This window comes from Actinoplanes regularis (genome assembly GCF_900188005.1).
GTDB lineage: Bacteria > Actinomycetota > Actinomycetes > Mycobacteriales > Micromonosporaceae > Actinoplanes > Actinoplanes regularis.
Window position 1 is genome coordinate 36,398 of sequence record NZ_FZNR01000008.1, and the last position, 25,464, is coordinate 61,861.

The window sequence follows — 25,464 nt, forward strand, 5'->3', positions numbered from 1 at the left end:
CCTCCGGGGCGACGTCCGTGAGTGGGCACGGTCCAAGAACCGAAACCCGGATCGACAGGAGCCGGGGCGGTCAGCGGGCGTTTATCAACGCCATGGCCTCGGCCCGCACCTTGCCGTCGGTCTGGAAGGCGCCGCGGACCGCTGAGGTGACCGTGCGCGCCCCGACCTTCCGGATCCCGCGCATCTCCATGCACAGGTGCTCGCACTCCAGCACCACGATCGCCCCGCGCGCTTCCAGCTTCTCCATCAGGAGGTCGGCGATCTGCGAGGTGAGGCGCTCCTGGACCTGCGGCCGGCGGGCGTAGACCTCGACCAGGCGGGCCAGTTTCGACAGTCCGGTGATCCGGCCGTCGGTGCCCGGAATGTAGCCGATGCTCGCGACACCCTTGAACGGCAACAGGTGGTGCTCGCACATGCTCTGCACCTCGATGTCACGGACCAGGACGAGTTCCTCGTGGTCCGCCTCGAAGGTGGTGGTGAGCACGGTCGCCGGGTCCACCCGCAGGCCGGCGAAGAGCTCGGCGTAGGCACGGGCGACCCGGGCCGGGGTCCGCTCGAGGCCGTCCCGGTCCGGGTTCTCGCCGATCGCGAAGAGGATCTCCCGGACCGCCTTCTCGATCCGCCCGAGGTCGACGGCCTGCTCGACCGGGGTACCGGTGAGCTTGCCGTCGACCAGTCGGGCGGCGAGGTAATCGAGTTCGTCGCGCGTTTTGATCAGATGCTGCTTTCAGAGCCGTTCGCGTTCGGGTTTCCGACCGCGATCTGGCCGTCCGCCTCGGCCTGTGCCTTCAGCTTCTCCCGCTCGGCGGGAGTGAGTACCGGCGGAGCCTCCGACGGCAGGCGCTTGCCGAAGCCGTTGAAGGGGGACATCGGGGGACGCTTCTGCACCCGGGCGCAGATCCGGTCCATGTCCTCGCGGGTGATCGTCTCCTTCTCGATCAGCTCGAGGACCATGTCGTCGAGCACGTCGCGGTACTCGACCAGGATCTCCCAGGCCTCGTCGTGGGCGAGCTCGATCAGAGCGCGCACCTCCGCGTCGATGTCGGCGGCGACCGAGTCCGAGTAGTCCCGCTCGTGGCCCATGTTGCGACCCAGGAACGGCTCGTCACCACTGGTGCCGTACTTCACGGCGCCCAGCTTGGAGCTCATGCCGTACTGCGTGACCATGGCACGGGCCAGGCCGGTCGCCTTCTCGATGTCGTTGCCGGCGCCGGTGGTGGGCTCGTGGAAGACGAGCTCCTCGGCGGCCCGGCCACCCAGCGCGTACGCCAGGGTGTCGATCATCTCGGCACGGGTCTGGGTGTACTTGTCCTCGGTCGGCAGGACCAGCGTGTGACCGAGCGAGCGGCCGCGCGGCAGGATCGTCACCTTGTGCACCGGTGCGGAGTGCGGCAGCGCGTAGGCGACCAGCGCGTGTCCACCCTCGTGGTACGCGGTGATCTTCTTCTCGTTGTCGCTCATCGCCCGGGTGCGGCGCTCGGGGCCGGCGATGACCCGGTCGATCGCCTCCTCGAGGAAGTAGTTCGAGATCGCCCGCTTCTCGTTGCGCGCGGTCAGCAGCGCGGCCTCGTTGATCACGTTGGCCAGGTCGGCGCCGGAGAAACCGGGCGTACGCCGGGCCACCGAGTCGAGGTCGACGTCGGGCGTGAACGGCTTGCCCTTGGCGTGCACCCGCAGGATCGCCTTGCGGCCCTCCATGTCCGGGTTGTCGACCGGGATCTGCCGGTCGAAACGGCCGGGACGCAGCAGCGCGGGGTCGAGGATGTCGGGCCGGTTGGTGGCCGCGATCAGGATCACGCCGCCCTTGGTGTCGAAGCCGTCCATCTCGACGAGCAGCTGGTTGAGGGTCTGCTCGCGCTCGTCGTGGCCGCCACCCATGCCGGCACCACGGTGCCGGCCGACCGCGTCGATCTCGTCCACGAAGACGATCGCCGGCGCGTTCGACTTGGCCTGCTCGAAGAGGTCGCGGACCCGGCTCGCGCCGACACCCACGAACATCTCCACGAAGTCCGAGCCGGAGATGGAGTAGAACGGCACCCCGGCCTCGCCGGCGACCGCGCGGGCCAGCAGCGTCTTACCGGTACCCGGCTGACCGAAGAGCAGCACGCCCTTCGGGATCTTGGCGCCGAGGGCCTGGTACTTCGCCGGGTTCTGCAAGAAGTCCTTGATCTCCTGCAGCTCCTCGACCGCCTCGTCGGCGCCCGCCACGTCGGCGAACGTCGTCTTCGGCGTGTCCTTGGTGATCATCTTCGCCTTGGACTTGCCGAAGTTGAGCACCCGGGAGCCGCCGCCCTGCATCTGCGACATGAACAGCAGGAGCAGGATCACCAGAATGGCGATTGGCAGCAGGTTGATCAGCAGGCTGAGCAGGATGTTGTCGCCCGAGACGGTCGTGTTGATCGTCCCGGTGATCCGCCCGGCCGACTTGGCCTGCTCGACGTCGTCCCAGATGGCGCTGGTGACCTCGTACGGATACTGGGTCTCGATCTTGTTCGTCGACTTGCCGTCGAACTGCTCGGGGCTCTTGAGGTCGATCTGGAGCGTCTGCTCCTTGTCCTTCTGGACGACCTTCTCGATGCCGGGCTGGTTCAGACGGTCGAGTGCGACCGAAGTGTCTACCCGCTGGTAGCCGGGATCATTGGCGAAGATCGAGCTCAGCGCGATAACGCCGATGATCACCAGAATGATCCAGACCACCGGGCGGCGGAAGAAACGCGTACGTTCCATACTGTTGTCGGGCGCCAAGCGCCCGGACCCTCCTGATCGGCGTCCTGGTCACCTCAACGTCGCCGCTCACCGGCGGCCGCCGGGATCAACTGCCCCCGTCTGGCGGTGGCGAATCACTCCCAGCCCCTCCGGCGCTCGTGACACCACGCCATCGGTCACTCGACCGTACACCGTAGGCACGGATTGCGAACCCGTGAGGCTGCAGCGCGAACTCCACGTAACCCCCCCGCAATCCAGCGCGTTTCAGCAATAAAACAGGCTATAACCACCATTACTGAGAACACGCTGAGAAATTGGTTCAGCTACGGGCGTAGACCTCCGGCTTGAGAACACCCACGTACGGAAGCTCTCGGTAACGCTCGGCGAAGTCCAGACCGTAACCGACGACGAACTCGTTGGGGATGTCGAAGCCCACGTAGCGAACCGGAACCTGCACCTTGACCGCGTCCGGCTTGCGGAACAGCGCGACCACCTCGACGCTGGCCGGCTGCCGCGATTCGAGGTATTTCATCAGCCACGACAGGGTCAGCCCGGAGTCCACGATGTCCTCGACGACCAGCACGTGCCGGCCCGCGATGTCCCGATCCAGGTCCTTCAGGATGCGCACCACGCCGGAGGAGGTGGTCCCCTGCCCGTACGACGAGACCGCCATGAACTCCATCTCGGTGGACGGCCCCTGCCGCCCCAGAGAACGGGCGAAGTCGGCCATGAACATGACCGCACCCTTGAGCACGCAGACCAGGAGGATCCCGTCGGCGGCATCCGCGTGGTCCGCGGCAACCTGCTTCGCCAGTTCGTCGATCTTCTCGCGGATCTGCTCCTCCGAGATGATCACGTGGTCGATGTCGGCGTCGTACCAAGAACCATCAGCCATGGGGCTAAGCCTGCCGCATGGAGGTTACCGTTCGTGAAACGGGGGCGGATTCCGATCCGGATCGCTCACTTGGTAGGGGCCGGAACCACCCGAACGAGTTCACTCCCCCGCCGCGCCACGGCGATCCCGCCGGGCAGGTAGGCCGGGCCCTGGCCGTGCCAGTCGGTCACCAGCGCGTCCAGCGCGGTCACATGCCCGTACGCCAGCGCGCTCCCGGGCGCCCCCAGCTCCCGCGCCCACCGGTGCAGCACCCGGCCCCGGATCGCGGCCCGCAGCCCGGCCAGCACCGGCGCCGACAGCCCGGCGGCGGACCGGGCCCGCTCCAGCGCCTCGACGGCCAGCTCGTCCAGCACCTCGTTGTCGGCGGCGAGCAGCGCTGCCGTCCGGGACAGGTTGCCCACCACGGCGGGCCCCAGCTCGGCCACGAGCGTCGGCAGGGCCGCGCCCCGGACCCGGGATCGGGCGTACGCCGGATCGGTGTTGTGCGGGTCCTCCCAGGGCACCAGCCCCAGGGCGGCACACGCCTTCCGGGTGTCCGCCCGGGCCACGTCGAGCAACGGGCGTCGGAAGACACCGCGCCGCTGCGGCATCCCGGCCAGCCCGCGCGGCCCGGCGCCGCGGGCCAGCGCCAGCAACACCGTCTCGGCCTGGTCGTCCCGGGTGTGTCCGAGCAGCACCGCGGACGCCCCGAGCCGCGCGGCGGCGGCCTCGAGAGCCGCGTAACGCGCCGTCCGGGCGGCCGCCTCGGGGCCACCGGGCAGACCGGCGGTCGTGACAGTCGACACATGCACCGGGTCGAATCCGGCGTCGCGCGCCCATGCCGCCACCGACCGGGCCCTGCGGTCCGAGCCCTCCTGCAGGCCGTGGTCCACGGTGACCAGACCGACCCCGCCGACACCGAGCTGACCACCGACACCGAGCTGACCACCGACGAAGTGGGCCGCGGCGGCCAGCGACAGCGAGTCGGCGCCACCCGAGCAGGCGACCAGTACGAGCGCGCCGGGCGGCAGGTCCGCCAGACCGCGCCGGACCGCCGTGCGGACCGCGGCGACCGGCGCCGGGATCCGGGCCATGATCAGTCGAGCGCCGGGCGCGCGCCGTGCACCCGCGCCACCCAGGCGTCCGGGTCGCCCAGCTCGTCCAGCCAGGGCAGGGTCAGCGGGGACTCGAAGATCTTGTTGAAGCCGTCCATCCCGACCCGCTCGACGACGCCGTGCACGAACTTGCGACCCTCCGCGTACTGCCGCATCTTGACCTCGATGCCGAGCAAACGGCGGACCGCCTTCTCCAGGGGGTTGCCGCCCTCGCGGCGGCGGTTGAACTTCGCCCGGATCGACTCGACGGTCGGGATCACCTCGGGGCCGACCCCGTCCATCACGAACTCGGCGTGCCCTTCCAGCAAGGTCATCAGCGCGGTCAGCCGGTCCAGCACGGCTTTCTGCGCCGGAGTCTGCACGATGTCCAGCACCGAGACCCGGCTCTCCGAGTCGCGTAGCGCGTCGGAGAGGGTGGCCACCCCGCGGCGCAGCCGCTCCAGCATGTGCTCGCCGCCCTGCGAGGCGTCGACGAAGGCCTGCACCTCGCCCAGGAAGTAGCCACGCATCCAGGGGACGGCGGTGAACTGGGTGCGGTGGGTGACCTCGTGCAGGCAGACCCAGAGCCGGAAGTCCCGCGGATCCGCGTCGATCTTGCGTTCCACCTCGACGATGTTCGGCGCGTTCAGCAGCAGCTGGCCGGGGTCGCCGGAGAACACCTCGTATTGCCCCAGCACCCGACCGGAGAGGTAGGCCAGGATGGTGCCGGCCTGCACACCGGTCACCCGGGAGCCGATCGCCTCCGCGAACGCGCCGGGCGGCTTGTCCCCGGAGAGCTTCGTGACCAGCGGGTTGATCACCTGCTGGAGGCCGACGATGTTCACCTTGGCCCAGTCGCGGCGGTCCACCACCCGCACCGGGGACACCTCGACCTGCGAGGTGAGCCCCGTGTACTCCGCGACGTGCCCGGCAGCCTCCTCGGTCAGCTCCCGTAGCTCGGACACCACCCGGGCAGCGTCGTCGTAGGAGACCGCCGGGCCTGATTTGGACAGCGCGCCCGCGGTCGCGGCGGCCAGATCCCAGTCAACGAACTGCGCCATGCAGCCGACAATACCCGCGCGAATCCAGAGCGCACTCCGGTGAATCCCCTAGGAACAACCGCAGGCGACCAGCCGGGCGGCGACCTTGTCGAGCGCCGCCTTCGCGCTGCCCGGGTCCGAGGTCGAGCTCGCCATGATCGCGAAGGAGAGCACCCGTCCGTCCTTGGTGATCAGCACCCCGGCCAGCGTGTTGACCCCTCTCAGCGTGCCGGTCTTGGCCCGCACGATGCCCTGTGCGCTCTGGTTCACGCTGGGCGTGACGAAGCGGGTCCGCAGCGTGCCGGACCAGCCGGCCACCGGCAGGCCGTTGAACATCGCGGAGAGCTCCGGCCTGGTGCCCCCGGCCGCCAGGGCCAGGGTCTGCACCAGCAGGGTCGGGCTGATGCCGTTGTGCCGGGAGAGGCCGCTGCCGTCGTACAGGTTCGCCTCGTCGCCGGGCAGGCCCAGCTCCCGCAGCTTCTTGATCATCGCCTCGGAGGCGCCGTCGAAGCTGGCCTCGACGCCGGCCGCCACCGCGACCTGCCGGGCCATCGCCTCGGCCAGGGTGTTGTCACTCTGCTGCAGCATCCAGTCGAGGATCTGCACCAGCGGCGGCGACTCGACCCGGCCCAGCTCCTGACCGGGAGTCACCGCGGCGGCCGGGGCGGAGGCCGCGGCGCCGGTCGCGGCGTCGGCGGCTGGGGCCGTGCCCTTGCTGACCTTGCTCGACGGCACGCCGAGCTGCTTCGCGAAGGCCCGTCCGGCGGCCAGCGCCGGATCGGAGAAGCGCGGGTCGCCCCCGGAGTCGTTGTGCACGGGGGTGATCCGGCCGGCGTTCGTCATCAGCGCCTGGATCTTGGACACCTGACCGCCCGGCGAGATGTCGTCCGAGGACCAGCCGGTCGCCGTCTCCGGCCCGCTGAACAGGGAGATGTCCACCGTCACCTTGGTGACCGGGGTGTCCCCCAGCGCCTTCTTCACCTGCGCGGCCAGCCGGTCCAGCCGGGCCGCGCCGGGGAACTGTCCCTTCGCGTTGATCGCCAGGGTCGGGTCGCCGCCCCCGATGATCACCACCTCACCCGGGTTCTCGCCGGCCACTACCCGGGTGGCCAGCCGGTAGGCCGGGCCGCGCGCGGCCAGCGCGGTCGCCGCGGTGAGCAGCTTGGTGGTCGAGGCGGGGGTGGTCGGAATGTCCGCGTTCTGGGAGTAGAGCACCTGGGCCGAGGCCACATCCATCACCGAGACATGCACCGTCGAGCCCAGCGCCGACGACTTCACCAGCGGATCCAGCGCTTCCTTGACCGCCGCCGCGTTCGGTACCGCGCCCTGGGCGTTCACCGCGGCGAGCACCGGGGTCGGCGTGGGGTCGGGCGTGGTGGCCTCGGGGGAGGGCGTGGACGAGTCGTCGAGCCAGCCGGCGATCGGGCCGGGGCGCTCCACCAGGCCCACCACGAATACGGCTACCAGGACCACCACGGCGAGGACGATCGAGGCGACCTTCGTACTGGAGAAGACGCCTGTTCCGGAATCGGCGTCGCCGCCGGTCTCCGGCTCCACCTCGGCCGCCGGCTTCACCACCGCCGGCTTCACCACCGCGGGCTGCGCAACCGCGGGCTTCGCAACCGCGGACGGCCGGACGGAGGCGGACGGCGCCGGGCGAGCGGTGTTCAAGGGCACAGACGCTTTGCCGTACGGCACATCGGGCGCCGCCGTGCCACCCGCACCGGGCCGAGGGGTGGGCTGGGCCGGTTGGGGGGCGGGCTGAAGCGGTTGGGGGCCGCTCGGCGGGTAGGCGCCGGCCGGGGGGTTGGCAGCCACCGGGGCGATCGGCGACACCGGCACGACGGGAGCCACCGGAGGGGCCGACGTCGCCGGAGGGATCGGCACCACCTGCGGAATGGGCACCGTCGGCTGTGTGTCCGGCGTCGGAGCCGGGAGGCCGGGCCAGCCCGGATTCGCCGGTGGTGGACTCACGGCCGATGGCGGTGGGGGCTGAACCGGGGGCACACCCGGCCATCCGGGCTGCCGTTTACCAGCATCCGGGTGATTCGCCCCGCCCGACACGCCGTCGTGGTCCGGACCGCTCTGTGAATCTTGCCTCGTCACACGCCCCTCCTCGCCCGTGGCGTCAGACTTAGGGGAGACTAGCGACATCCGGCACACCGTTGCGCGCGGATCCTGCGGGCCTGCTTCCATTCCCCCCGCTTCCCCGCCCGGCGGCCCGGCCTAATCAAGCGGGCAAAGCAAAAGGGGAGCGAATAATGGATTTCGACGTTCTGGTTGAGATCCCCAAGGGGCAGCGCAACAAGTATGAGGTGGACCACAAGACCGGTCGCATCCGGCTGGACCGGACCCTCTTCACGGCGACACAGTATCCCGCCGACTACGGCTACATCGAGGGCACCCTGGGCCAGGACGGCGACCCGCTGGACGCTCTCGTGCTGATCCAGGAGCCGACCTTCCCCGGCTGCCTGGTCCGGGCCCGCGCGATCGGTATGTACCGGATGACCGATGAGAAGGGCCGTGACGACAAGGTCCTCTGCGTGCCCTACGAGGACCCGCGCCAGGAGCACCTGCGGGACATCCACCACCTGGGCGAGTTCGACCGGATGGAGATCCAGCACTTCTTCACCGTCTACAAGGACCTGGAGCCGGGCAAGTCCGTCGAGGGCGCGACCTGGGTCGGCCGGGTCGAGGCGGAAGCCGAGATCCGCGCGTCCTTCAAGCGCGCCGAGGAGGCCGAGGGCGAAGAGGGCGAGCACTGACCGCTCGCTTCCCGCTGTACCGCTGACGACCGCACCTGCGGGGCTCCGGCCTCGCAGGTGCGGTCGTCAGAAGGCGATTCCGCTGACCGCGCTGTAGAGGCCGGCGACCGCGCAGGCGACCGGGATCACCGAGACCGTGGCCAGCACGTCGAGCAGATCGGCGGCGCGGCTCAGATAGGGCGATGGCGACCGGTCCGACCAGGTCAGCCCGCCCGCCACCACCGCCAGGGCGAGCAGCGCGCATCCCACGGCCACCGCGGGCAGCGCGGCCGTGTCCACCTCGCCGAGCAGATCGGCACCGAACGCCACGAAGGCGGCCAGCCCGCCGGCGGCCAACGGCAGCCGCTGCCGCCGGGACCGGAACAGCCGGGAGCGCAGCAGCAGCGCGATCGCGCCGGCCGCGAGCAGGATGCGGGCCGCCAGGGTGTTCGTCACGGCCAGCACCGCCGCCGCCCCGGCCACCAGCACCGCGTGGCCGAGCAGCAGGCCGGCCAGCGACTCGTCGGTGCGGCGCACCGCGGCGAAGACCACCTCCCGGTCGGGACGGTGACGGATCGCCTCCAGGGCCGCGTCGGCCGGGCCGTCAGCCGGATCGGCCGGCAACGTCACCGGCGGCATCGGTGTGCGGCCCAGCCGGATGGCGAGCGCCGGGAACAGTGAGATCCCGCAGACCAGCAGCGCGAACAGCGCCGCCGCGCCGGCCTCCGGGCCGCCGGCCAGCCCGGTGAGCGCGGCCGGTGCGCCGAGCGCCCCGACGGTCGCCCCGGCCGTGAAGACCCTGGCGCCGGTCGCCACTCCGGCACCGCAGAGGACCGCCGCCAGCAGCACCGCGACCGAGCCGGCGAGCAGTTCCGGGCCACCGATCCAACGCAGACCGGGCAGCACCCCGTCCCGGCCGGCCGAGGTGACCAGGGCGGCCCCACCGGCGAACGCGTAGGGCATCGCGAAGCCGCCGAGGACCACGCCGGCGGGTGCCGCGCCGTACGCCCGGGAGGCGGTCGTCGCGGCGAGGGCGAGCAGGACGGCCAGCCCGAGACCGGCCCAGCCCGCGCCATCGCCTCGCAGATCGGCGGCGGCCAGGGCGACCAGGCCGATGGTGAACGCGGTCCCGGCCGCGATCAGGGCGGCCGTCCGGGTGGTCGCCGGGGTCCAGGCGCCACCGCGCCGACGGGCTCCCTCCGCCACCGCCTCGACGACGTCGTCGTACTCCAGCTCCGGCCAGTCGTCGTGGGCGGGACGCAGGTGCAGCACCTCACCGTCGCGTACCCCCTGGGGATGCAGGCCCCGGTCGACCTCGAGCGTGACGCCGTCCGCCCGGCGCAGCACCCACCCGCCGTGCCGCTCACCAGCGTCGGCGAGATCCTCGCCGGCGTGCCGGAGGACCTCCGGCAGCAGCTCCGCGAGGGGCACCTGCTCGGGCAGCGCCACATCCACCCGGCGCTGTGGAGCACTGATCGTCACGCGAGCCAGACCGGTGTTCATCAGGCCCCTCTCAGTTGTCCACAGGGGACTCGTCCCGGGTTGTCCACAGCGACGAAGATCGATGCTGCGGAATCGACGGCACTTTACCTAGCATGGGCGCGTCGTGATGCCCCGTGACCGTTGGGGCACGGTGTGCGACGGAGAGGTGGCGTGCGATGGGCACCGTGGTGTTCAAACGGGCCGAGCGGCGGCCTGCTCCCCGGATCCCGGTCGGTGACCTGCCGGTCGAGCCGCCGCCGGAGATGCCGCAGCAGCTCACCGGGCGGTGGCAGCAGGCGCTGATGCTGCTGCCGATGCTCGGCGGCACGGTCGCCATGGCGATGATGATGGGCCAGGGCCGCAGCGGTCCGTACGCGTACGTCATCGGTGGTCTCTTCGGCGTCTCCTCGCTCGCCATGCTGGCCACCTCGTTCGGCTCGGCCGCCGGGCCGCGCCGGGCCGAGGCGGCCGCCGCCCGACGGGAGTACCTGCGGCATCTCGCCGGTCTGCGCCGGCGAGTCCGGGAGACCGCCCACCAGCAGCGTGCCGGCCTGCTCTACCGCCATCCCGACCCGTCCCGCCTCTGGTCCACGGTGTCCAGCCATCGCGTCTGGGAGCGCCGGCCGGACGATCCGGACTTCGGCGTGGTGCGGGTCGGGCTGGGGCCGCAGACCCTGGCCACTCCGCTGCTCCCACCGGCCACCCGGCCGCTGCACGAGCTGGAGCCGATGACCGCGGGCTCGCTGCGGCGCTTCCTGGACGCCTACTCGGTCGTGCCGGACCTGCCGGTCGCCGTGTCGCTGCGCGGATTCGCCCGGATCCACCTGCGCGGCGGCGAGCCGGCCCGGGCCCTGGTCCGCGCCGCGATCCTTCAACTCGCGGTCTTCCACGCGCCGGACGACCTGCTGATCGCGGTCTGCGCCGGCCCCGAGCAGCGGACCGGGTGGGAGTCGGTGAAATGGCTGCCGCACTGCCTGCACCCGCGGCGCGTTGACCTGCTCGGCCCACTCCGGCTGGTGGCCGGCTCCGGCCCCGAGCTGGAGCGACTGCTCGACGACGTGATCGGCGGCCGCCCCCGCTTCCAGCCCGGCGTCGCGGGCCACAACGAACCACACGTGGTGATCGTCAAGGACGGCGCCGACCCGATCCCGGGCGACGCCAATCTCGACGGGGTCACCGTGCTGGACCTGGACACCCCGGCGCCCCGGCTGCTCGACCGGGCCACGCTGGTGCTCGCGGTGGACCGGGACGGCGCCCTGCACACCGCCACGATGGACCTCGAGACCGAGGCCGGGTGGGCGGACTCGTTGCCGGCGACCGCGGCCGAGGCGATCGCCCGGCGGTTGGCGCCGCTACGCCTGGCCGGCGTCACCGACCCGGACGGGACGTCGCCGCCGGCCGAGACCGGATTCACCGGCCTGCTCGGCATCGACGACCCGGAGAGCTTCCGTCCGGCCCAGGGGTGGCGGCCACGAGCGGCCCGGGAACGGTTGCGGGTGCCGATCGGGGTGACCGCCGAGGGGCTGCCGGTCGAGCTGGACCTGAAGGAGTCGGCACAGGACGGGATGGGCCCGCACGGCCTGCTGATCGGCGCCACCGGGTCGGGCAAGTCGGAGCTGCTGCGGACCCTGGTGCTCGCGCTGGCCGCCACGCACTCCTCGGAGTCGCTGAACTTCGTGCTGATCGATTTCAAGGGTGGGGCGACCTTCGCCTCGCTGGACCGGCTGCCGCACACCGCCGCGCTGATCACCAACCTGAAGGATGAGCTGCCCCTGGTCGACCGGATGGCGGAGGCGATCGACGGCGAGTTGGTCCGGCGGCAGGAGTTGCTGCGCAAGGCGGGCAACTTCGCCGGGCTGCCGGACTACGAGCGGGCCCGGACGGCGGGCGCGGCACTGGCCCCGCTGCCGTCGCTGTTCGTGATCGTCGACGAGTTCGCCGAGCTGCTGCTGCACAAGCCGGACTTCATCGACATGTTTCTGCAGATCGGACGGGTGGGGCGATCGCTCGGCGTGCACCTGCTGCTGGCCAGCCAACGATTGGAGGAGGGACGGCTGCGCGGGCTGGACACCCATCTGTCGTACCGGATCGGGCTGAAGACCTTCAACGGCATGGAGTCACGGGTGGTGCTCGGCGTGCCGGACGCGGCCGACCTGCCGGGCGCGCCCGGGCACGCCTACCTGAAGTTCGGCAACGGGCCGCTGATCCGATTCCGGGGGTCCTTCGTGTCCGGGCCGGCGCCCCGGGCCGGCGCCCGGAGCGGCGGGGCGGCCGGGCCGGCGGAGGCGCGGGTGATGCCCTACACGACCTGGGCGGTGGCCACGCCGGCCACGCCCCCGCCACTCCCCTCGGCGGAGCCCGCGCCGAACGAGCCCACCCTGCTCAGCGTGCTCGTCGACCGGATGGCCGGGCAGGGCCCGCCGGCCCATCAGGTCTGGCTGCCACCGCTGGACCGATCAGCCACGCTGGACGACCTGCTCGGGCCGCCGGTCGTCGCCGGGGAGCGCGGCCTGGCCTGCGCCAACCCGGCACTGCACGGGGCGCTGCAGGTGCCGGTCGCGCTGGTGGACAAGCCGCGTGAGCAGTTACGCGATGTGCTCTGGCTGCAGCTCGCCGGGGCGGCCGGGCATGTGGCGGTGGTCGGCGGCACGCTCAGCGGCAAGTCGGCCGCGCTACGCACGCTGATCTGTGGGCTGGCCCTGACCCACACCCCGGCCGAGGCGCAGGTGTACTGCCTGGACTTCGGGGGCGGATCGCTCGGCGGGCTGCGCGGGCTGCCGCACGTGGGTGGGGTGTTCGGGCGGCTGGAGGCGGAGGGCGTGCGCCGCACCGTGGGCGAGATGGTCACCCTGCTGGCCGAGCGCGAGCGGACGTTCGCCGAGCTCGGGGTGGATTCGATGGCCGAGTTCCGGAGATCACGGGGCGGGGCGGACGTGTTCCTGGTGGTGGACGGCTGGGCCACGGTGCGGACCGACTTCGAGGAGCTCGAGGCGGTGCTGACCGACCTGGCGAACCGCGGCCTCTCGTACGGCATCCATCTGGTGGCCAGCGCGTCCCGCTGGATGGACTTCCGGCCGGCCGCGCGAGACCAGTTCGGCTCGCGGGTGGAGCTGCGGCTCGGCGATACGTCCGATTCGCACGTCGGGCGGCGAGCCGCGGCGGCGGTGCCGGAGCAACAGCCCGGGCGCGGTGTGGTCGAGCATCCGACGGTCAAGGGGCAGTGGCTGCATCTGCTCACGGCCCGGCCCGAGGTCAGCTCGCTGGGCGACACCGCCGCGCTGGTCAAAGCGGTGGCCGCGGCGTGGTCCGGACCGCTCGCGCCGCGGGTGCGGTTGCTGCCGCCGACCGTGGCGTGGGCGGAGATCGCCGGTGCGGGCGAGGGCCTGCGCCTGCCGATCGGCCTCGCCGAGGCCGACCTGAAACCGGTGACCATCGACTTCGCGACCGACCCGCACTTCCTGCTGCTCGGCGACGCCGAGTGCGGCAAGTCGTCGTTCCTGCGGGCCCTGGCCACCTCGGTGACCAGCCGGTTCGCCCCGGAGCAGGCCCGGATCATCCTGGTCGACCACCGCCGCAGCCTGATCGACCTGCCGGAGACCGAACACCGGATCGGGTACGGGATGCAGGCCCAGACCACCCTGGACCTGATGCAATCGGTGGCCGGCTACATGGAGAAGCGCCTGCCCGGCCCCGAGGTCACCGCGAGGCAGTTGCGGGACCGTTCCTGGTGGACCGGCCCGGAGCTGTTCGTCCTGGTCGACGACTACGACCTGGTGGCCGCCGGGCCGGTCAACCCGCTGACGCCCCTGCTCGAACATCTCCCGCAGGCCCGGGACATCGGCCTGCACCTGGTGCTCACCCGCCGCGCCGGCGGTGCCGGCCGGGCCCTCTACGAGCCGGTCATCCAACGGCTTCGGGAGCTGTCCGCGCCCGGGCTGGTGATGTCCGGGCCATCCGAGGAGGGTGCGCTGATCGGCACCGTCCGGCCCGAACCACTACCTCCGGGACGTGGTCGCCTGGTCACTCGGCGCGAGGGGATTCGCCTGATCCAGCTGGCTCAGCCGGAAACCGAGCCCGGGACAGACTCCTAGTGCGATTAGGGACCCGGGACCGCAGCAACGCGCAATGCTTTCGGAGTAATCTCCCCCCATCGACTGACAATCATCAGAATGGCGACGCCGACCCGTGACCAGAGTGAGCGCAACCTTCCGGCCCCAGCGGCCGTGGTGTCGTGCACGCCTCGGTGGTGTCTCGTGCTGAGCGCACGCCACCTCGGAGCGGCGACCCTGGCCGGATCCCTCGCGCTGGCCCCAGCGGCCGCGCCCGCCTTCGCCGCCGCGCCGTCGCAGAAGGCCCCGGCCGCGGTCGCCTTCGCCGCCGACTCGCCACAAACGGCCGCGACCACCCTCACCTTCGCCGCCGAGTCGCCACAGAAAGCCGCGACCACCGTCGCCTTCGCCGCCGAGCCGCTGCGGGGGCCGGTGCTGGCTGAGCCCGGCGTGACCGACGAGGTCATCGACGGCAGCATGCTGGTGGATCAGGGCGCCGCGACCGACGTCCGGGCCGACGAGTGGCAGTTGCAGACTCTCGACCTCACCGACGCCTGGACCTATGCGGACGGCAACGGGATCACGGTCGCCGTGCTCGACTCCGGGGTCGACGCGCACCACCCCGACCTGGAGGGTCAGGTGCTGCCCGGGCTGGACCTGGTGAACACCAAGGGCAATGGCGACACCGACCCGGTCGGTCACGGCACCACGGTGTCCGGCATCATCGCCGGCCGCAACGACGACAACACCGGCGTGGTCGGCATCGCCCCGAAAGCCAAGATCCTTCCGGTTCGGGTGCTGAACGAGCAGAACCGGTACGACGACGCCCTGATCGTGGCGAAAGGCCTGCGCTGGGCGGTCGACCACGGCGCCCGGGTGGTCAACATGTCGCTCGGTGGCAGTGCGAACAGCCCGGCGCTGGCCGCCGCCCTGGACTACGCGTTCGCCAAGGACGTGGTGGTGATCGCCTGCACCGGCAACGTCAGCGCCACCTACACCGGCACCGGCACCCCAGGAGTCTGGTACCCGGCTCGCGAGCCCGGCGTGATCGCGGTCGCCGGCATGGAACGCAACAGCACCGATCTCTGGTCCGGCTCGATCACCGGCAAGGAGACCGTGGTCACCGCGCCCGCCACCGAACTGGTCGGGGCCAAGCCCGGCGGCTACTGGCGGGTGCAGGGCACCAGCTTCGCCGCTCCGATGGTGGCCGCCACCGCGGCGCTGATCCGATCCCGCTGGCCGGACATGCCCGCCGCCGAGGTGATCAACCGGATCATCCGGACCGCCAAGGATCGCGGCGCACCGGGCCGGGACAACGTCTTCGGCTTCGGCCTGATCGATCCGACCGGGGCGCTCACCGCCAGCGTGCCGGTGGTGGTGAGCAACCCGCTGGACAACACTCCGCCGGCCGGGGTGGCACGGTTCGGCAGTGCACCGGCGCCGGGCGAGGCCCAGTCCGCCCCGAGCGACGACGCCGGCCCGCAGACGACCGCCGCGGCACCGGGTACGAATGCCGGCGGCCTGGCCGCCCCGGAGACCGCCCGACCCGACGGCACGCAACGCGGCCGTCTGATCGCGATCGCCCTCTTCGTGACTTCAGCGCTGGTCGGCGCCGTCACCATCCGCCGCTTCGCCCGCACCGCGGGCTGAGGCCCCACCGGCTCGCGACGGCCCAGCTCCGCACACCGCAGGCTGAAGCCCTACCACCGGCTCGCGGTCCATGCGAAACGGCCCGCCTCCGCGCACCGCAGGCTGACCATCCGGCCTCGCCATCACCGGCTCGCAGACCGCGCGCAAGACAACCCGCCTCCGCGCACCGCAGGCCGACCCATCCAGCTTCACCACCACCGGCTCGCAGACCCTGCAAGACGACCTGCCTCCGCGCACCGCAGGCCGACCCATCCGGCCTCGCCACCACCGGCTCGCAGACCCTGCAAGACGACCCGCCTCCGCGCACCGCAAGCCGACCCATCCAGCCTCGCCACCACCGGCTCGCAGACCGCGCGAGATGCCCCGCCTTCGCGCACCGCAGGCTGAACCGCCACCGGCTCGGATCCTCCCGTCGAGACGGTCGATCCGCACGACTGGACGGCCCCGGCTTCATGTCACGGCCCCTACGCCGGCGTGACACCGGTCCGGGGCCACTCGCGTTCGAAGAGCGGCTTGGGCTGTGAAGTCAGCGCCGACCACGCGTGCTGAGCAAAAGACCTGCTCAGGGCCGCGGGATGAGGAGGAACATGCCTGCTCAGGGTCGGCGTGGGAAGTGGAGGGTCAGGCGCACTCGCCGGTCTTGACGCCGCGGGTGCTCTCCCGGCCCAGCTTCGCAATCGGGGCGGCCTCGGCCGCGGTCAGGGCGAAGCCGACGTTCTTGTCATCGGCCGCGGCGGCGAAGATGACGCCGAGGATCTCGCCGTTCGGGGTGATCAGCGGGCCGCCGGAGTTGCCGCTGCGGACCAGGGATTTGATCGTGTAGATCTCGCGGGTGACGTCGCCCGACTCGTAGATGTCCGGTCCGGTGATGTCGCCGACGTCGCGGACCCGGGCGGACTGCGCGTTGTACGGCCCGTCCTGCGGATAGCCCAGCACGATCGCGCTCGCCCCGGACGTCGCCTGCTTCGCGACGAACGACAGAGCCTGAGCCTTCAGACCCGGGACCCGCAGCACCGCGAGGTCACGTTTCGGGTCGTAGACGACGACCGTGCCCTCCAGCTGCCCGCGGGACGTCTCCACCACCACGTCCCGGGTGCCGGCCACCACGTGCGCGTTGGTCATCACCCGCTCGTCCGCGTAGACGAAGCCCGTCCCCTCGATCCGCCGGGAACAGCTCGGCGCCGCGCCGAGCACCTTGAGCACGGCCTGCTTCGAGGTCTGCACGACCTTCGAGTTCCGCAACGCGGGGTCCGGCTCGGCGACCTCCTTGGCCTGGGTCCGGGAGAGGCCGCCGAAGACGTCCGGGAAGCCGTTGGTGTCCAGAGTCTCCCGCAGCGCCGAGGAGAGCGCCTGCGCCTGCTCCGGCATCAGACCGTTGATGCCGCCGAGGATCGCGCTGCTGCGCACCGCCTTGTTGATCGCCGGGAACGGGGTGGAACCCATCGGCACGGCGACCAGCCAGGCCGCCATCAGGACCGCGACCACCGACACGACCGCGCCGCCGGCGTCGTCGAGATGTTGCAGCGGCCGGTTGAAGATGGCATGACGCAGGCTGGTGCCGAGCCAGCCGGCCAGCGTCTGCCCGAGCACGGCCAGGGCGAGGATCACGGCGAGCGCGACGATCATGCGGACTGTTCCGTCAGCGAACTGCTTGGCCAGCAGCGGGCCGAGTTGCAGCCCGATCAGGACACCGCTGAAGAAGCCGCCGAGCGACAGCGCGCCGATCACAAAGCCCTGACGGTAGCCGCTGATCGCGAACAGCAGCATCAGCACGATCAGGAGAACATCGACCACGGGCACTCACTCAACATAGAAGTCAGGCGCACGTCACGGCACCACCTCGTCGGGCGCGCCGCCACGCGCCGCGGGTACCGGCGCCGCGGCGACGGGCAGATCCACGATGCGACCCGGCTCCCAGGGGAGCGCCCAGCCCGCCATGTCGAGCAAAACCGAGATCACCCCCGCTGTGAAACCCCAGACGAACATTCCGCGCACCTGGAATGCCGGACCGGTCCAGCCGCTCGGGTGTCGCACCCGGATACGGTTCGCGGGGTCGACGAGTTCACTTATCGGCAAACGTGCCACATGGGCGACCTCTTGGTGCTGCCGCGGGCGGACCGGATGCGGGTGCCGCCACCAGGCCAGCACCGGGGTGACCGAGAACCGGCTGACCGGGATCCACAGCTCGGGCAGCAGGGCCAGCGCCTCGGCGCTGGGCGGGTCCAGGCCGACCTCCTCGTCGGCCTCGCGCAGCGCGGTCGCCACCGCGTCGGCGTCCTCCGGGTCGGTGGCGCCGCCGGGGAAGGCCGGCTGGCCGGCGTGGTTGCGCATGGTCGCGGCCCGCTGAAGGATCAGCAGGTCGGGGCCGCCCGGGGTCTCGGCGGACGGCGGGCTCTCGCCGAGCAGCACCAGCACCGCGCTGGATCGCCCGCCGCCGGTCGGCGGGCGCAGCACGCTGAAGTCCTCCGCCCGGCAGGTGGCGGCCCGGGTCAGCAGCGGCTCGAACCAGGACGGAAGATCCGCCGGCCGGTTCAGCAGCACGCCGTGACTCATAGCCGGACCTCGAGGCCGGTGTGTTCCCGCACCTGCTCGGTCAGGTCGGCGGCGTCCATCGGATACCGGTGCACGTACATCTTTCCGGCGGCGTCGACGAAGACCGTGCTGGGCAGGCTGACCACGCCGAGCGCGGTGACCAGCTTGCGGTCCGGGTCGAACAGTGTCGGCATGCTGACCCCGTGGTCGGCCCCGAACGAGGCCGCCGCGGTCCGGGTGTCGTTGGTGTCCACTCCCAGCACGGTCAGCCGGCCCGCGGTGGCGTCGGCGAGCCGCTGGATGACCGGCAGTTCCTGCCGGCAGGGTCCGCAGTAGGACGCCCAGATGTTGATCACGGCGGGACCGCGCAGGTCAGCGAGACGGATCTGGCCGTCGCCGGTGAAGCAGGCGAGCGAGACGTCCGGGAGTTCGGTACCGCCGCCCGGCTGGGCGGCACAGGCCGCGAACGGCGATGGAGGCTCGGGTTCGGTGGGGGTGGCGGTGCATCCGGTGAGCAATACCGCGGCCGCCACGACCGGCAGAATCCGGCCCAACCTCACAATCCCTCCGAGTCGACGAGCGAATTCTCTGAGCCGACGAGCGAGTCGTCCGAGCCGACGAGCGAGTTCTCCGAGCCGGCAAGCGAGTCATCCGTGCCGACGAGCGAGTTCTCCGAGCCGGCAAGCGAGTCCTCCGAGCCGGCAAGCGAGTCCTCCGAGCCGGCAAGCGAGTCGTCCGCCGAGCCCGCGAGTGGCTCTTCAGGAGCGAGCACAGCCCCGGCCGGCACCAGGTCGGGGTCGACCCCGGCGGCGGCCGCCAGCTCGCGAGCCCGAGGTCCCTTGAGGAGCTTCGCCGCCGGCGCGGCCTCGGTCGGCCCGGTCCCGTACGACGGACAGAGCGCGGTCAGCGTGCACGCCCCGCAGGCCGGCTTGCGCGCGTGGCACACCCGCCGCCCGTGGAAGATCACCTGATGCGACAGCATCGTCCAGTCGCGCTTCTCGATCAGGTCGGCGACCAGAAACTCGATCTTGACCTCGTCCTGCTCGTCGACCCAGCCGAAGCGATTGGTGAGCCGCCGGAAGTGGGTGTCGACGGTGATGCCGGGCACGTCGAAGGCGTTACCGAGGATCACGTTGGCCGTCTTGCGCCCGATCCCGGGCAGCGCGACCAACTCGACCAGCTTGCGGGGCAGCTCGCCGTCGTACTTCTCCTCGAGGACCTGGCCGAGCCGGATCAACGAGTTGGTCTTGGCCCGGAAGAAGCCGGTGGGCCGGAGGATCTCCTCCATCGTGGCGCGGTCGGCCGCGGCATAGTCGGCGGCCGAGCGATACTTCTGGAAGAGCAGCGGGGTCACCTGATTGACGCGGACGTCGGTCGTCTGCGCCGAGAGGATGGTCGCCACGGCCAGCTCGAGCGGCGTGGTGAAGTCCAGTTCGCAGTGCGCGTCCGGATGCGTCTCGGCGAGCAGCCGGGCCATCTTCCGGGCCCGTCGTTTCCGCCCGATCGGCGTCTCGCCCCGGAACCGCTTCATCGACCGCGCCAGCACGGCGGTCCCCGGGTCGGCGGGCGCGGTGCGTGGGCGGGTCACCGGTAAAGAATACGTCGCTCGGCGGGACTCACCGGTCACGCGGCGGGCTTGATCGCCCCGTCGTCACCGATCGACGCCCCGGTCTCCGGGAAGTCCGCGGCGGTCAGGTCGGTGATCAACCCGCGACCGCGCTCGTTCGCGGTGTCGCGGGTGGGCAGCCCGTCGCCGTTGAGATAGGTGGAGACGAATTCGCCACCCACGTACGACCCGTCCTTGTTGAGGGTCACGCGCAGGATTCCCGCGTACTTCAGATTGCCGTCCTTGCTGAGCGTGTGCCCGCCGCCGGCGAAGTTCCCCAGGCTGTACGCGATCAGCTTGCCCTTGTAGAACTCCATGCCCCGCAGCACGTGCGGCCCATGCCCGATGACCAGGTCGGCACCGGCGTCGATCACCGTATGGCTGAATTTGATCGGGTCGCCCCGGTTCTCGCTGCCGAGAATCTCGTTGCCCGGCTTGACGTGGTTCTTCGTCACGCCCTCGGCGCCCATGTGTGCCTGCACCACGACCAGGTCGGCCTCCGCCTCGGCCCGCTTCACGATCTCGCGGGCGTGCTCGAGGTCGTTCAGGTTGTTGGCGCCGGAGTACGGCGAGAAGCCGATCACCGCGACCTTGACGCCCTTGATTTCCAGGGTAGTGATCTTGTCTTGCTCGCCGGTGTATTCGAGCCCGGCGCCCTTGAGGGCTTCGATCGTGTTGCGGTAGCCGGCCGCGCCGAAGTCCTTGGCGTGGTTGTTGGCCGTGTTGAGCAGCTGGAAGCCGCCGTCCTTGAGGTGCTTGGCGTAGGACGGCGGGGAACGGAACGCGAAGCACTTGCTCGCTGCCGGGCTGCCGCATTTGGAGACGCCGGTGTCCTCGGTGAGCGGCTGTTCCAGGTTGCCCATCACCAGATCGGAAGCGAGGCTCTTGCGGACACCGTCGAAGAAGCCGGCACCGTTCTTCGGCGGCAACCCGTTCGGCGCGCTGGACATCATGATGTCCCCGGTGGCCGAGAGTGTCACCGATTCGACAGCGACCGACTCCACCCGGGCCGACGTGCTCTTGCCCGGGACCGCCGCGGCGCTGGCGGAGACCCAGACCGGGTCGTGGTCGTCGCTCCCCCGATTGGCCATGGCGACCCCACCGAGGGCTGTACCCGCGACCGCGACGAGGACAAGGGCGACAATGAGGGCGGAACGACCCGAACCGCTCTCTCGGTGAGACTGGGGATGCGAATTCATCGACGGGGACGATACCGTCGCCTGGCAAGCGGGGGCGACCGACGAAAGTGCCGTCCCGATATGCCCGGACCGTCGAATTGTCACCACCGGTCTCGGCGAATCTGGTTACCGTCCAGTATCTGGATCAAGGGGTGGCCGCCCGTTTCCCGCCCGCGTGCGCCTAGACTGATCGAGCGCAGACGTTGCGCGTTTCGGAGGTGCGGCGATGGATGAGGTACTGGCGCGCAGCGGAATCTTCCAGGGCGTTGACCCGGAAGCCGCAGAGGCGCTCGCCAAGGAGATGGACACGATCGAAGTCCGCAAGGGCGACGTGGTCTTCAACGAGGGCGAGGCCGGCGACAGCCTGTATATCGTTCTGTCCGGGAAGATCAAGCTCGGTCGCCGGGCGGCGGACGGACGGCAGAACCTCGTCTCCATCATGGGTCCGTCCGACATGCTGGGCGAGCTCTCCCTCTTCGACCCAGGCCCGCGCACGGCGACGGCGACCGCGGTGACCGACAGCCGGCTCGCCCGGCTGAAGAAGTCGTCGCTGCGTCCGTGGCTGAACAACCGGCCCGAGATCGCCGAGCAGCTGCTGCGAGTGCTGGCCCGGCGGCTGCGGCGCACCAACGACGCGCTGGCCGACCTGATCTTCACCGACGTGCCCGGCCGGGTCGCGAAGAACCTGCTGCAGATGGCCGGCCGGTTCGGTACCCGGGACGGCGGCGTCCTGCGCGTCACGCACGACCTCACCCAGGAGGAGCTGGCCCAGCTGGTCGGCGCGTCCCGCGAAACGGTGAACAAGGCGCTCGCCGACTTCGCCTCCCGCGCCTGGCTGCGGCTGGACGGCAAGAGCGTCATCATCCTCGATCCGGAGCGGCTCGCCCGGCGCGCTCGCGTCTGACCCTCCACCGCACTACGTCGTTGAGGGGCTGTCCTGCGGGACAGCCCCTCAAACGTGCTTGATCCACTCTTCCCGGTGACCGGGCCTCGAAGCCCGGATCCGTGTCGCGCCCGCACAGCCACTCGTTACGGAGGTGGCCGAGAGGCACTGGCGGGACAGGGAAGGGCGCGGCATTGAACGCAGGTAGGCGCGTAGCGGGCATCGGGGTGCCGTCGTGACCTTGCTCGGCACCACGCTGGATCCCCGCGACCCCGCATACCTGGAGGGTCGCGGCGCCACCATGCAGTGGCTCGCCGAGTTGGAGGCCGCCCTCGACGAGGCGCGCGCCGGCGGCGGCGAGAAGTGGGTGACCCGGCACCACGCGCGCGGCAAGCTGCTGCCCCGGGAACGTATCGAGATGCTGCTCGACCAGGACAGCCCGTTCCTGGAGCTGTCCCCGGTAGCGGCCCTCGGCTCGGAGTTCCCGGTCGGCGCCAGCGTGGTCACCGGGATCGGCGTGGTCGAGGGCGTCGAATGCGTGGTGATCGCCAACGACCCGACCGTGGACGGGGGCGCGGTCAACCCGTACACCGCCGCCAAGATCCGCAGGGCCGCCCGGATCGCCTCGGAGAACCGGCTGCCGCTGGTCAACCTGGTGGAGTCGTCCGGCGAGGCGGCCCCGGCCGGGAGCATCGCCCGCGAGCTGAGCCGGCTCACCGCCGACCGGGTGCCGACCGTGTGCGTGGTCTTCGGCACCACCAGCGGGGACGCGGCGTACCTCCCGGCGCTCTCGGACTACACGATCGTGGTGCGCGGGCACGCCAAGATGCTGACCATCCACCCGCAGCGCACCGGTGTCGAGGTGCGCGCCACCCCGGTGGTGCCGGCCGGACCGCCCGGGCCCGCCGACCAGCTCGCCGAGGACGAGCGGGACGGCCTGCGCCTGGCCCGCCAGTGCGTACGCCGCTTCAACTGGCGCAAGCAGGGCCCGTCGCCCCGGAACACCCGCCCGAAGGAGCCCCGTTACGACACCGAGGCGCTGGTCAGCCTCGCCGCGGCCGGTCCGGCCGGCTTCGACCCGCGGGAGGTGCTGGCCCGGATCCTGGACGACTCCGACTTCGACGAGTTCAAGCCGGGCCAGGGCAGCGTGCTCGTGGCCGGCTGGGGCGAGCTGCACGGCTACCCGGTCGGTGTGCTGGCCAGCCCCGGCATCTGGCTCTCCCCGGCCGAGTCGCAGAAGGCCGTGCACTTCCTGCAACTGGCCAACGCCACCGCCACACCGGTGCTGTTCCTGCGACACCCTGGAGAGATCAAGAAGAGTGATGACGCCGACGTGCGCCACGACGCCCCGCTGGTGCACGCCGTCGCCAAGTCCACCGTTCCGCACCTGGTCCTCACCATCGGACCGGAGCCCGGCGGCAGTCCCGACCGCGCCGACCAGCCCCGTTTCCAGTTCAGCTGGCCGCGTCCCTCGGCGGAGCCCGCCGCGGCCGACGACGGCGTCATCGACCCCCGCGACACCCGTACGGTCCTCGGCCTCTGCCTCTCCGCAGTGCACAGCGCCGCCGTGGCTGGTGCAGAACACGTCGGCGTGTTCCGACCTTGAAAGGTAGACCAGTGATCCGACGACTCTTGGTGGCGGACCGTGGTGAGATCGCCCGCCGGGTGTTCGCCACCTGCCGCCTGGTCGGCATCGAAACGGTCGCCGTCTACTCGGACGTCGACACCGACGCCCCGCACGTCAACGAGGCCGACTATGCCGTCCACCTGGAAGGCAGCACGATCGCCACGACGTACCTGGAGCAGCACGCGCTGATCGCGGCCGCCAAGCGGGCCGGCGCGAACGCTGTGCACCCGGGCAACGGGGTGCTCGCCGAGGACCCGGAGTTCGCCGCCGCGGTCACCGACGCGGGGATGATCTGGGTCGGTCCGCCGGCCGCGACGCTGCGCACCCTGCACCGCAAGAGCGAGACGAAGAAGCTGGTCTCCGAGGCGAAGGTGCCGGTGCTGCCGACCTTCACCGACCCGGAGACGGTGGTCGGTTTCCCGGTGCTGATCAAACCGGACGCGGGTATCGGGGGCGCCGGCATGCGGGTCGTCCGGGACGCCTCGACGCTGGCCGAGGCGGTCGCGTCGGCCCGGCGCGAGGTGGACGGTGACGTCTTCTGCGAGCCGTACCTGCCCAACGTCCGGCACGTCGAGGTGCCGATCCTGGCCGACGCGATGGGCGCGGTGGTGCCGTTCGGCGAGCGCGAGTGCTCGGTGCAGCGCCGGTACCAGAAGATCGTCGAGGAGACCCCGTCGCCGGCGGTCGACGCCGCGCTGCGCGAGGACCTGTGCCGGGCGGCCATCGTCGCGGTGCGGGCGCTCGGCTTCGTCGGCGCCGGCGCGGTCGAGTTCCTGCTCGACGCGGACGGCGACTTCTGGTTCCTGGAGCTCACCCCGACCCTGCAGACCGACCACGCGGTCACCGAGTGCACCTCCGGTTACGACCTGGTCCGGTTGCAGCTGCTGGTCGCCGAGGGTGGCAGCCTGCCGATGCCCGGCCCGCCGCCGATCCGCGGGCACGCCATCGAGGTCCGCATCTGCGCGGAGGATCCGGCGTACGCCTGGCTCCCCTCGTCGGGCACCCTGCACCGGTTCGCGGTGCCGGACGTGGCCGGTTCGTTCCGCCCGCTGCCGCAGCCCGGCCTGCGCCTGGACTCCGGCGTCGCGGACGGTTCGGTGACCGGGGCGCACCACGACCCGACGCTGGCCAAGCTGGTCGCCTGGGCGCCGTCGCGGCAGGAGGCGGCCCGGATGCTGGCCTCCGCGCTGGCCCGGGCCCAGCTGCACGGCGTGGTCACCAACCGGGATCTGCTGGTCCGCACGCTGCGGCACCACTCGTTCCGGTCCGGCGACATCGACACCGGCTTCCTCGACCGGCACCCCGAGGTCTTCGCCCCGCTGCTCTCCTCGGTGGACGCGGTCCGGCTCTCCTGCCTGGCGTCGGCGCTGGCCGGCGCCGCCGACCGGCGAGCCGGCGCGCCGGTGCTGAGCACGCTGCCGTCCGGCTGGCGCAACGTCCCCTCCGGCTCGCAGACCGCGGTCTACGACGGCCCGACCGGCCCGGTCGAGGTCGGTTACCGGATGAACCGGCACGACGAGCTGGCCGGCTGGTGGGTCCGCCCGGTCGACCCCGAGGAGCTGGACCTGGCCGGGCTGGGGCAGGCGCCGGTCGACGAGCATCCGCCGATCGTGGTCGTCTCGGCGAGCCGGGACCGGGTGGTGCTCAACGTCCAGGGCATCCGCCTGGCGGTCCTGGTGCACCGCGTCGGTGACGTCTCGTACGTGGACAGTCCCGAGGGATCGGTAACGCTGCGTGAGATATCGCGTTTCCCGTTGCCGGCTCCGGAGGCCGCGGAGAGCTCGCTGATCGCCCCCTTGCCGGGCGCGGTCCGGCGGGTCCTGGTGGTCCCGGGTCAGCGGGTCCGGGCCGGGGAACTGCTGCTCACGCTGGAGGCGATGAAGCTCGAGCACCCGGTCCACGCCCCGTCGGCCGGCGTGGTGTCATCCCTCCCGGTCCATCCCGGCGCCGAGGTCGACACCGGCGAACTCCTCGCGATCCTGGACCCGGAGTAATCAAA

Annotated in this window: 17 protein-coding genes and 1 pseudogene; 6 read left to right on the plus strand and 12 right to left on the minus strand. The window is 71.4% G+C overall.

What is annotated here, in order from left to right; all coding sequences use genetic code 11:
* Positions 1 to 70 precede the first annotated feature (70 nt).
* The 6 genes from folE to dacB all read right to left on the minus strand — a co-directional run bounded on the left by folE (position 71) and on the right by dacB (position 7,307).
* Positions 71 to 718: a GTP cyclohydrolase I FolE gene (folE, locus tag CHC09_RS21615; protein WP_089294996.1), complete on the minus strand. Its 648-nt coding sequence runs from the start codon at positions 716 to 718 to the stop codon at positions 71 to 73.
* Positions 715 to 2,727, minus strand: a complete 2,013-nt coding sequence (ftsH, locus tag CHC09_RS21620; protein WP_089294997.1) for an ATP-dependent zinc metalloprotease FtsH — start codon at positions 2,725 to 2,727, stop codon at positions 715 to 717. Before ftsH ends, folE begins: the two co-directional genes overlap by 4 nt.
* A 298-nt stretch (positions 2,728 to 3,025) precedes the next feature.
* The gene (gene hpt / locus CHC09_RS21625) at positions 3,026 to 3,601 is read right to left on the minus strand and encodes a hypoxanthine phosphoribosyltransferase (RefSeq protein WP_089294998.1); all 576 of its coding nucleotides are present in this window, start codon (positions 3,599 to 3,601) and stop codon (positions 3,026 to 3,028) included.
* Between the two features lie 65 nt (positions 3,602 to 3,666).
* Positions 3,667 to 4,674, minus strand: coding sequence for a tRNA lysidine(34) synthetase TilS (tilS, locus tag CHC09_RS21630; protein ID WP_089294999.1), 1,008 nt, complete (start codon positions 4,672 to 4,674; stop codon positions 3,667 to 3,669).
* A gap of 2 nt (positions 4,675 to 4,676) precedes the next feature.
* Entirely contained in the window at positions 4,677 to 5,735 is a 1,059-nt protein-coding gene (locus tag CHC09_RS21635) for a zinc-dependent metalloprotease (RefSeq protein ID WP_089295000.1), read from the minus strand.
* A 48-nt stretch (positions 5,736 to 5,783) separates the two neighbouring features.
* Complete coding sequence (gene dacB / locus CHC09_RS21640; RefSeq protein ID WP_239138419.1) at positions 5,784 to 7,307, minus strand: D-alanyl-D-alanine carboxypeptidase/D-alanyl-D-alanine endopeptidase; 1,524 nt, start codon at positions 7,305 to 7,307, stop codon at positions 5,784 to 5,786.
* 668 nt (positions 7,308 to 7,975) lie between these two features.
* Between dacB and CHC09_RS21645 the strand changes: the two genes are divergently transcribed.
* Complete coding sequence (locus CHC09_RS21645) at positions 7,976 to 8,479, plus strand: inorganic diphosphatase (protein ID WP_089295002.1); 504 nt, start codon at positions 7,976 to 7,978, stop codon at positions 8,477 to 8,479.
* Positions 8,480 to 8,545: 66 nt separating this feature from the next.
* Here the strand turns inward: CHC09_RS21645 and eccD are convergent, their stop codons facing one another.
* Complete coding sequence (gene eccD / locus CHC09_RS21650; protein WP_089295003.1) at positions 8,546 to 9,961, minus strand: type VII secretion integral membrane protein EccD; 1,416 nt, start codon at positions 9,959 to 9,961, stop codon at positions 8,546 to 8,548.
* 155 nt (positions 9,962 to 10,116) lie between these two features.
* Here eccD and eccCa point away from each other — a divergent pair, with 155 nt between their 5' ends.
* Positions 10,117 to 14,031 (plus strand): type VII secretion protein EccCa, encoded by a 3,915-nt coding sequence (eccCa, locus tag CHC09_RS21655; RefSeq protein WP_089295004.1) that lies wholly within the window; start codon positions 10,117 to 10,119, stop codon positions 14,029 to 14,031.
* 78 nt (positions 14,032 to 14,109) lie between these two features.
* A complete protein-coding gene (gene mycP / locus CHC09_RS21660; RefSeq protein WP_089295005.1) occupies positions 14,110 to 15,639 on the plus strand; it encodes a type VII secretion-associated serine protease mycosin in 1,530 nt (509 codons plus the stop codon).
* 621 nt (positions 15,640 to 16,260) lie between these two features.
* Here the strand turns inward: mycP and CHC09_RS21665 are convergent.
* From CHC09_RS21665 to CHC09_RS21685, 5 genes and pseudogenes are all read right to left on the minus strand, one after another.
* On the minus strand, positions 16,261 to 17,439 hold the full coding sequence (locus CHC09_RS21665; RefSeq protein ID WP_089295006.1) for a MarP family serine protease: 1,179 nt from the start codon (positions 17,437 to 17,439) through the stop codon (positions 16,261 to 16,263).
* Between the two features lie 27 nt (positions 17,440 to 17,466).
* The gene (locus tag CHC09_RS21670) at positions 17,467 to 18,192 is read right to left on the minus strand and encodes an NUDIX hydrolase (RefSeq protein ID WP_089295007.1); all 726 of its coding nucleotides are present in this window, start codon (positions 18,190 to 18,192) and stop codon (positions 17,467 to 17,469) included.
* Complete coding sequence (locus tag CHC09_RS21675) at positions 18,189 to 18,731, minus strand: TlpA family protein disulfide reductase (protein WP_239138418.1); 543 nt, start codon at positions 18,729 to 18,731, stop codon at positions 18,189 to 18,191. Before CHC09_RS21675 ends, CHC09_RS21670 begins: the two co-directional genes overlap by 4 nt.
* A 203-nt stretch (positions 18,732 to 18,934) precedes the next feature.
* Positions 18,935 to 19,702, minus strand: a pseudogene (gene nth, locus CHC09_RS21680) (endonuclease III); the annotation flags it as partial.
* 92 nt (positions 19,703 to 19,794) lie between these two features.
* Positions 19,795 to 20,976 carry a CapA family protein gene (locus tag CHC09_RS21685; RefSeq protein WP_089295009.1) on the minus strand — a complete coding sequence of 394 codons (1,182 nt, stop codon included), beginning with the start codon at positions 20,974 to 20,976 and terminating at the stop codon, positions 19,795 to 19,797.
* Between the two features lie 205 nt (positions 20,977 to 21,181).
* Between CHC09_RS21685 and CHC09_RS21690 the strand changes: the two genes are divergently transcribed.
* The 3 genes from CHC09_RS21690 (at position 21,182) to CHC09_RS21700 (ending at position 25,459) form a co-directional block, all read left to right on the plus strand.
* The gene (locus CHC09_RS21690; RefSeq protein ID WP_014447921.1) at positions 21,182 to 21,859 is read left to right on the plus strand and encodes a Crp/Fnr family transcriptional regulator; all 678 of its coding nucleotides are present in this window, start codon (positions 21,182 to 21,184) and stop codon (positions 21,857 to 21,859) included.
* 214 nt (positions 21,860 to 22,073) lie between these two features.
* Entirely contained in the window at positions 22,074 to 23,444 is a 1,371-nt protein-coding gene (locus CHC09_RS21695) for a carboxyl transferase domain-containing protein (protein WP_089295010.1), read from the plus strand.
* An 11-nt stretch (positions 23,445 to 23,455) separates the two neighbouring features.
* Positions 23,456 to 25,459: an ATP-binding protein gene (locus CHC09_RS21700; protein ID WP_089295011.1), complete on the plus strand. Its 2,004-nt coding sequence runs from the start codon at positions 23,456 to 23,458 to the stop codon at positions 25,457 to 25,459.
* Positions 25,460 to 25,464: the final 5 nt, after the last annotated feature.

Coding starts and splice junctions, on each gene's coding strand:
- CHC09_RS21670 (WP_089295007.1), bottom strand. CDS start 18,192: ATGAGTCACGGCGTGCTGCTGAACCGGCCGGCGGATCTTCCGTCCTGG.
- eccCa (WP_089295004.1), top strand. CDS start 10,117: ATGGGCACCGTGGTGTTCAAACGGGCCGAGCGGCGGCCTGCTCCCCGG.
- tilS (WP_089294999.1), bottom strand. CDS start 4,674: ATGGCCCGGATCCCGGCGCCGGTCGCCGCGGTCCGCACGGCGGTCCGG.
- CHC09_RS21645 (WP_089295002.1), top strand. CDS start 7,976: ATGGATTTCGACGTTCTGGTTGAGATCCCCAAGGGGCAGCGCAACAAG.
- CHC09_RS21690 (WP_014447921.1), top strand. CDS start 21,182: ATGGATGAGGTACTGGCGCGCAGCGGAATCTTCCAGGGCGTTGACCCG.
- ftsH (WP_089294997.1), bottom strand. CDS start 2,727: ATGGAACGTACGCGTTTCTTCCGCCGCCCGGTGGTCTGGATCATTCTG.
- eccD (WP_089295003.1), bottom strand. CDS start 9,961: ATGAACACCGGTCTGGCTCGCGTGACGATCAGTGCTCCACAGCGCCGG.
- CHC09_RS21635 (WP_089295000.1), bottom strand. CDS start 5,735: ATGGCGCAGTTCGTTGACTGGGATCTGGCCGCCGCGACCGCGGGCGCG.
- hpt (WP_089294998.1), bottom strand. CDS start 3,601: ATGGCTGATGGTTCTTGGTACGACGCCGACATCGACCACGTGATCATC.
- mycP (WP_089295005.1), top strand. CDS start 14,110: ATGGCGACGCCGACCCGTGACCAGAGTGAGCGCAACCTTCCGGCCCCA.
- CHC09_RS21685 (WP_089295009.1), bottom strand. CDS start 20,976: ATGAATTCGCATCCCCAGTCTCACCGAGAGAGCGGTTCGGGTCGTTCC.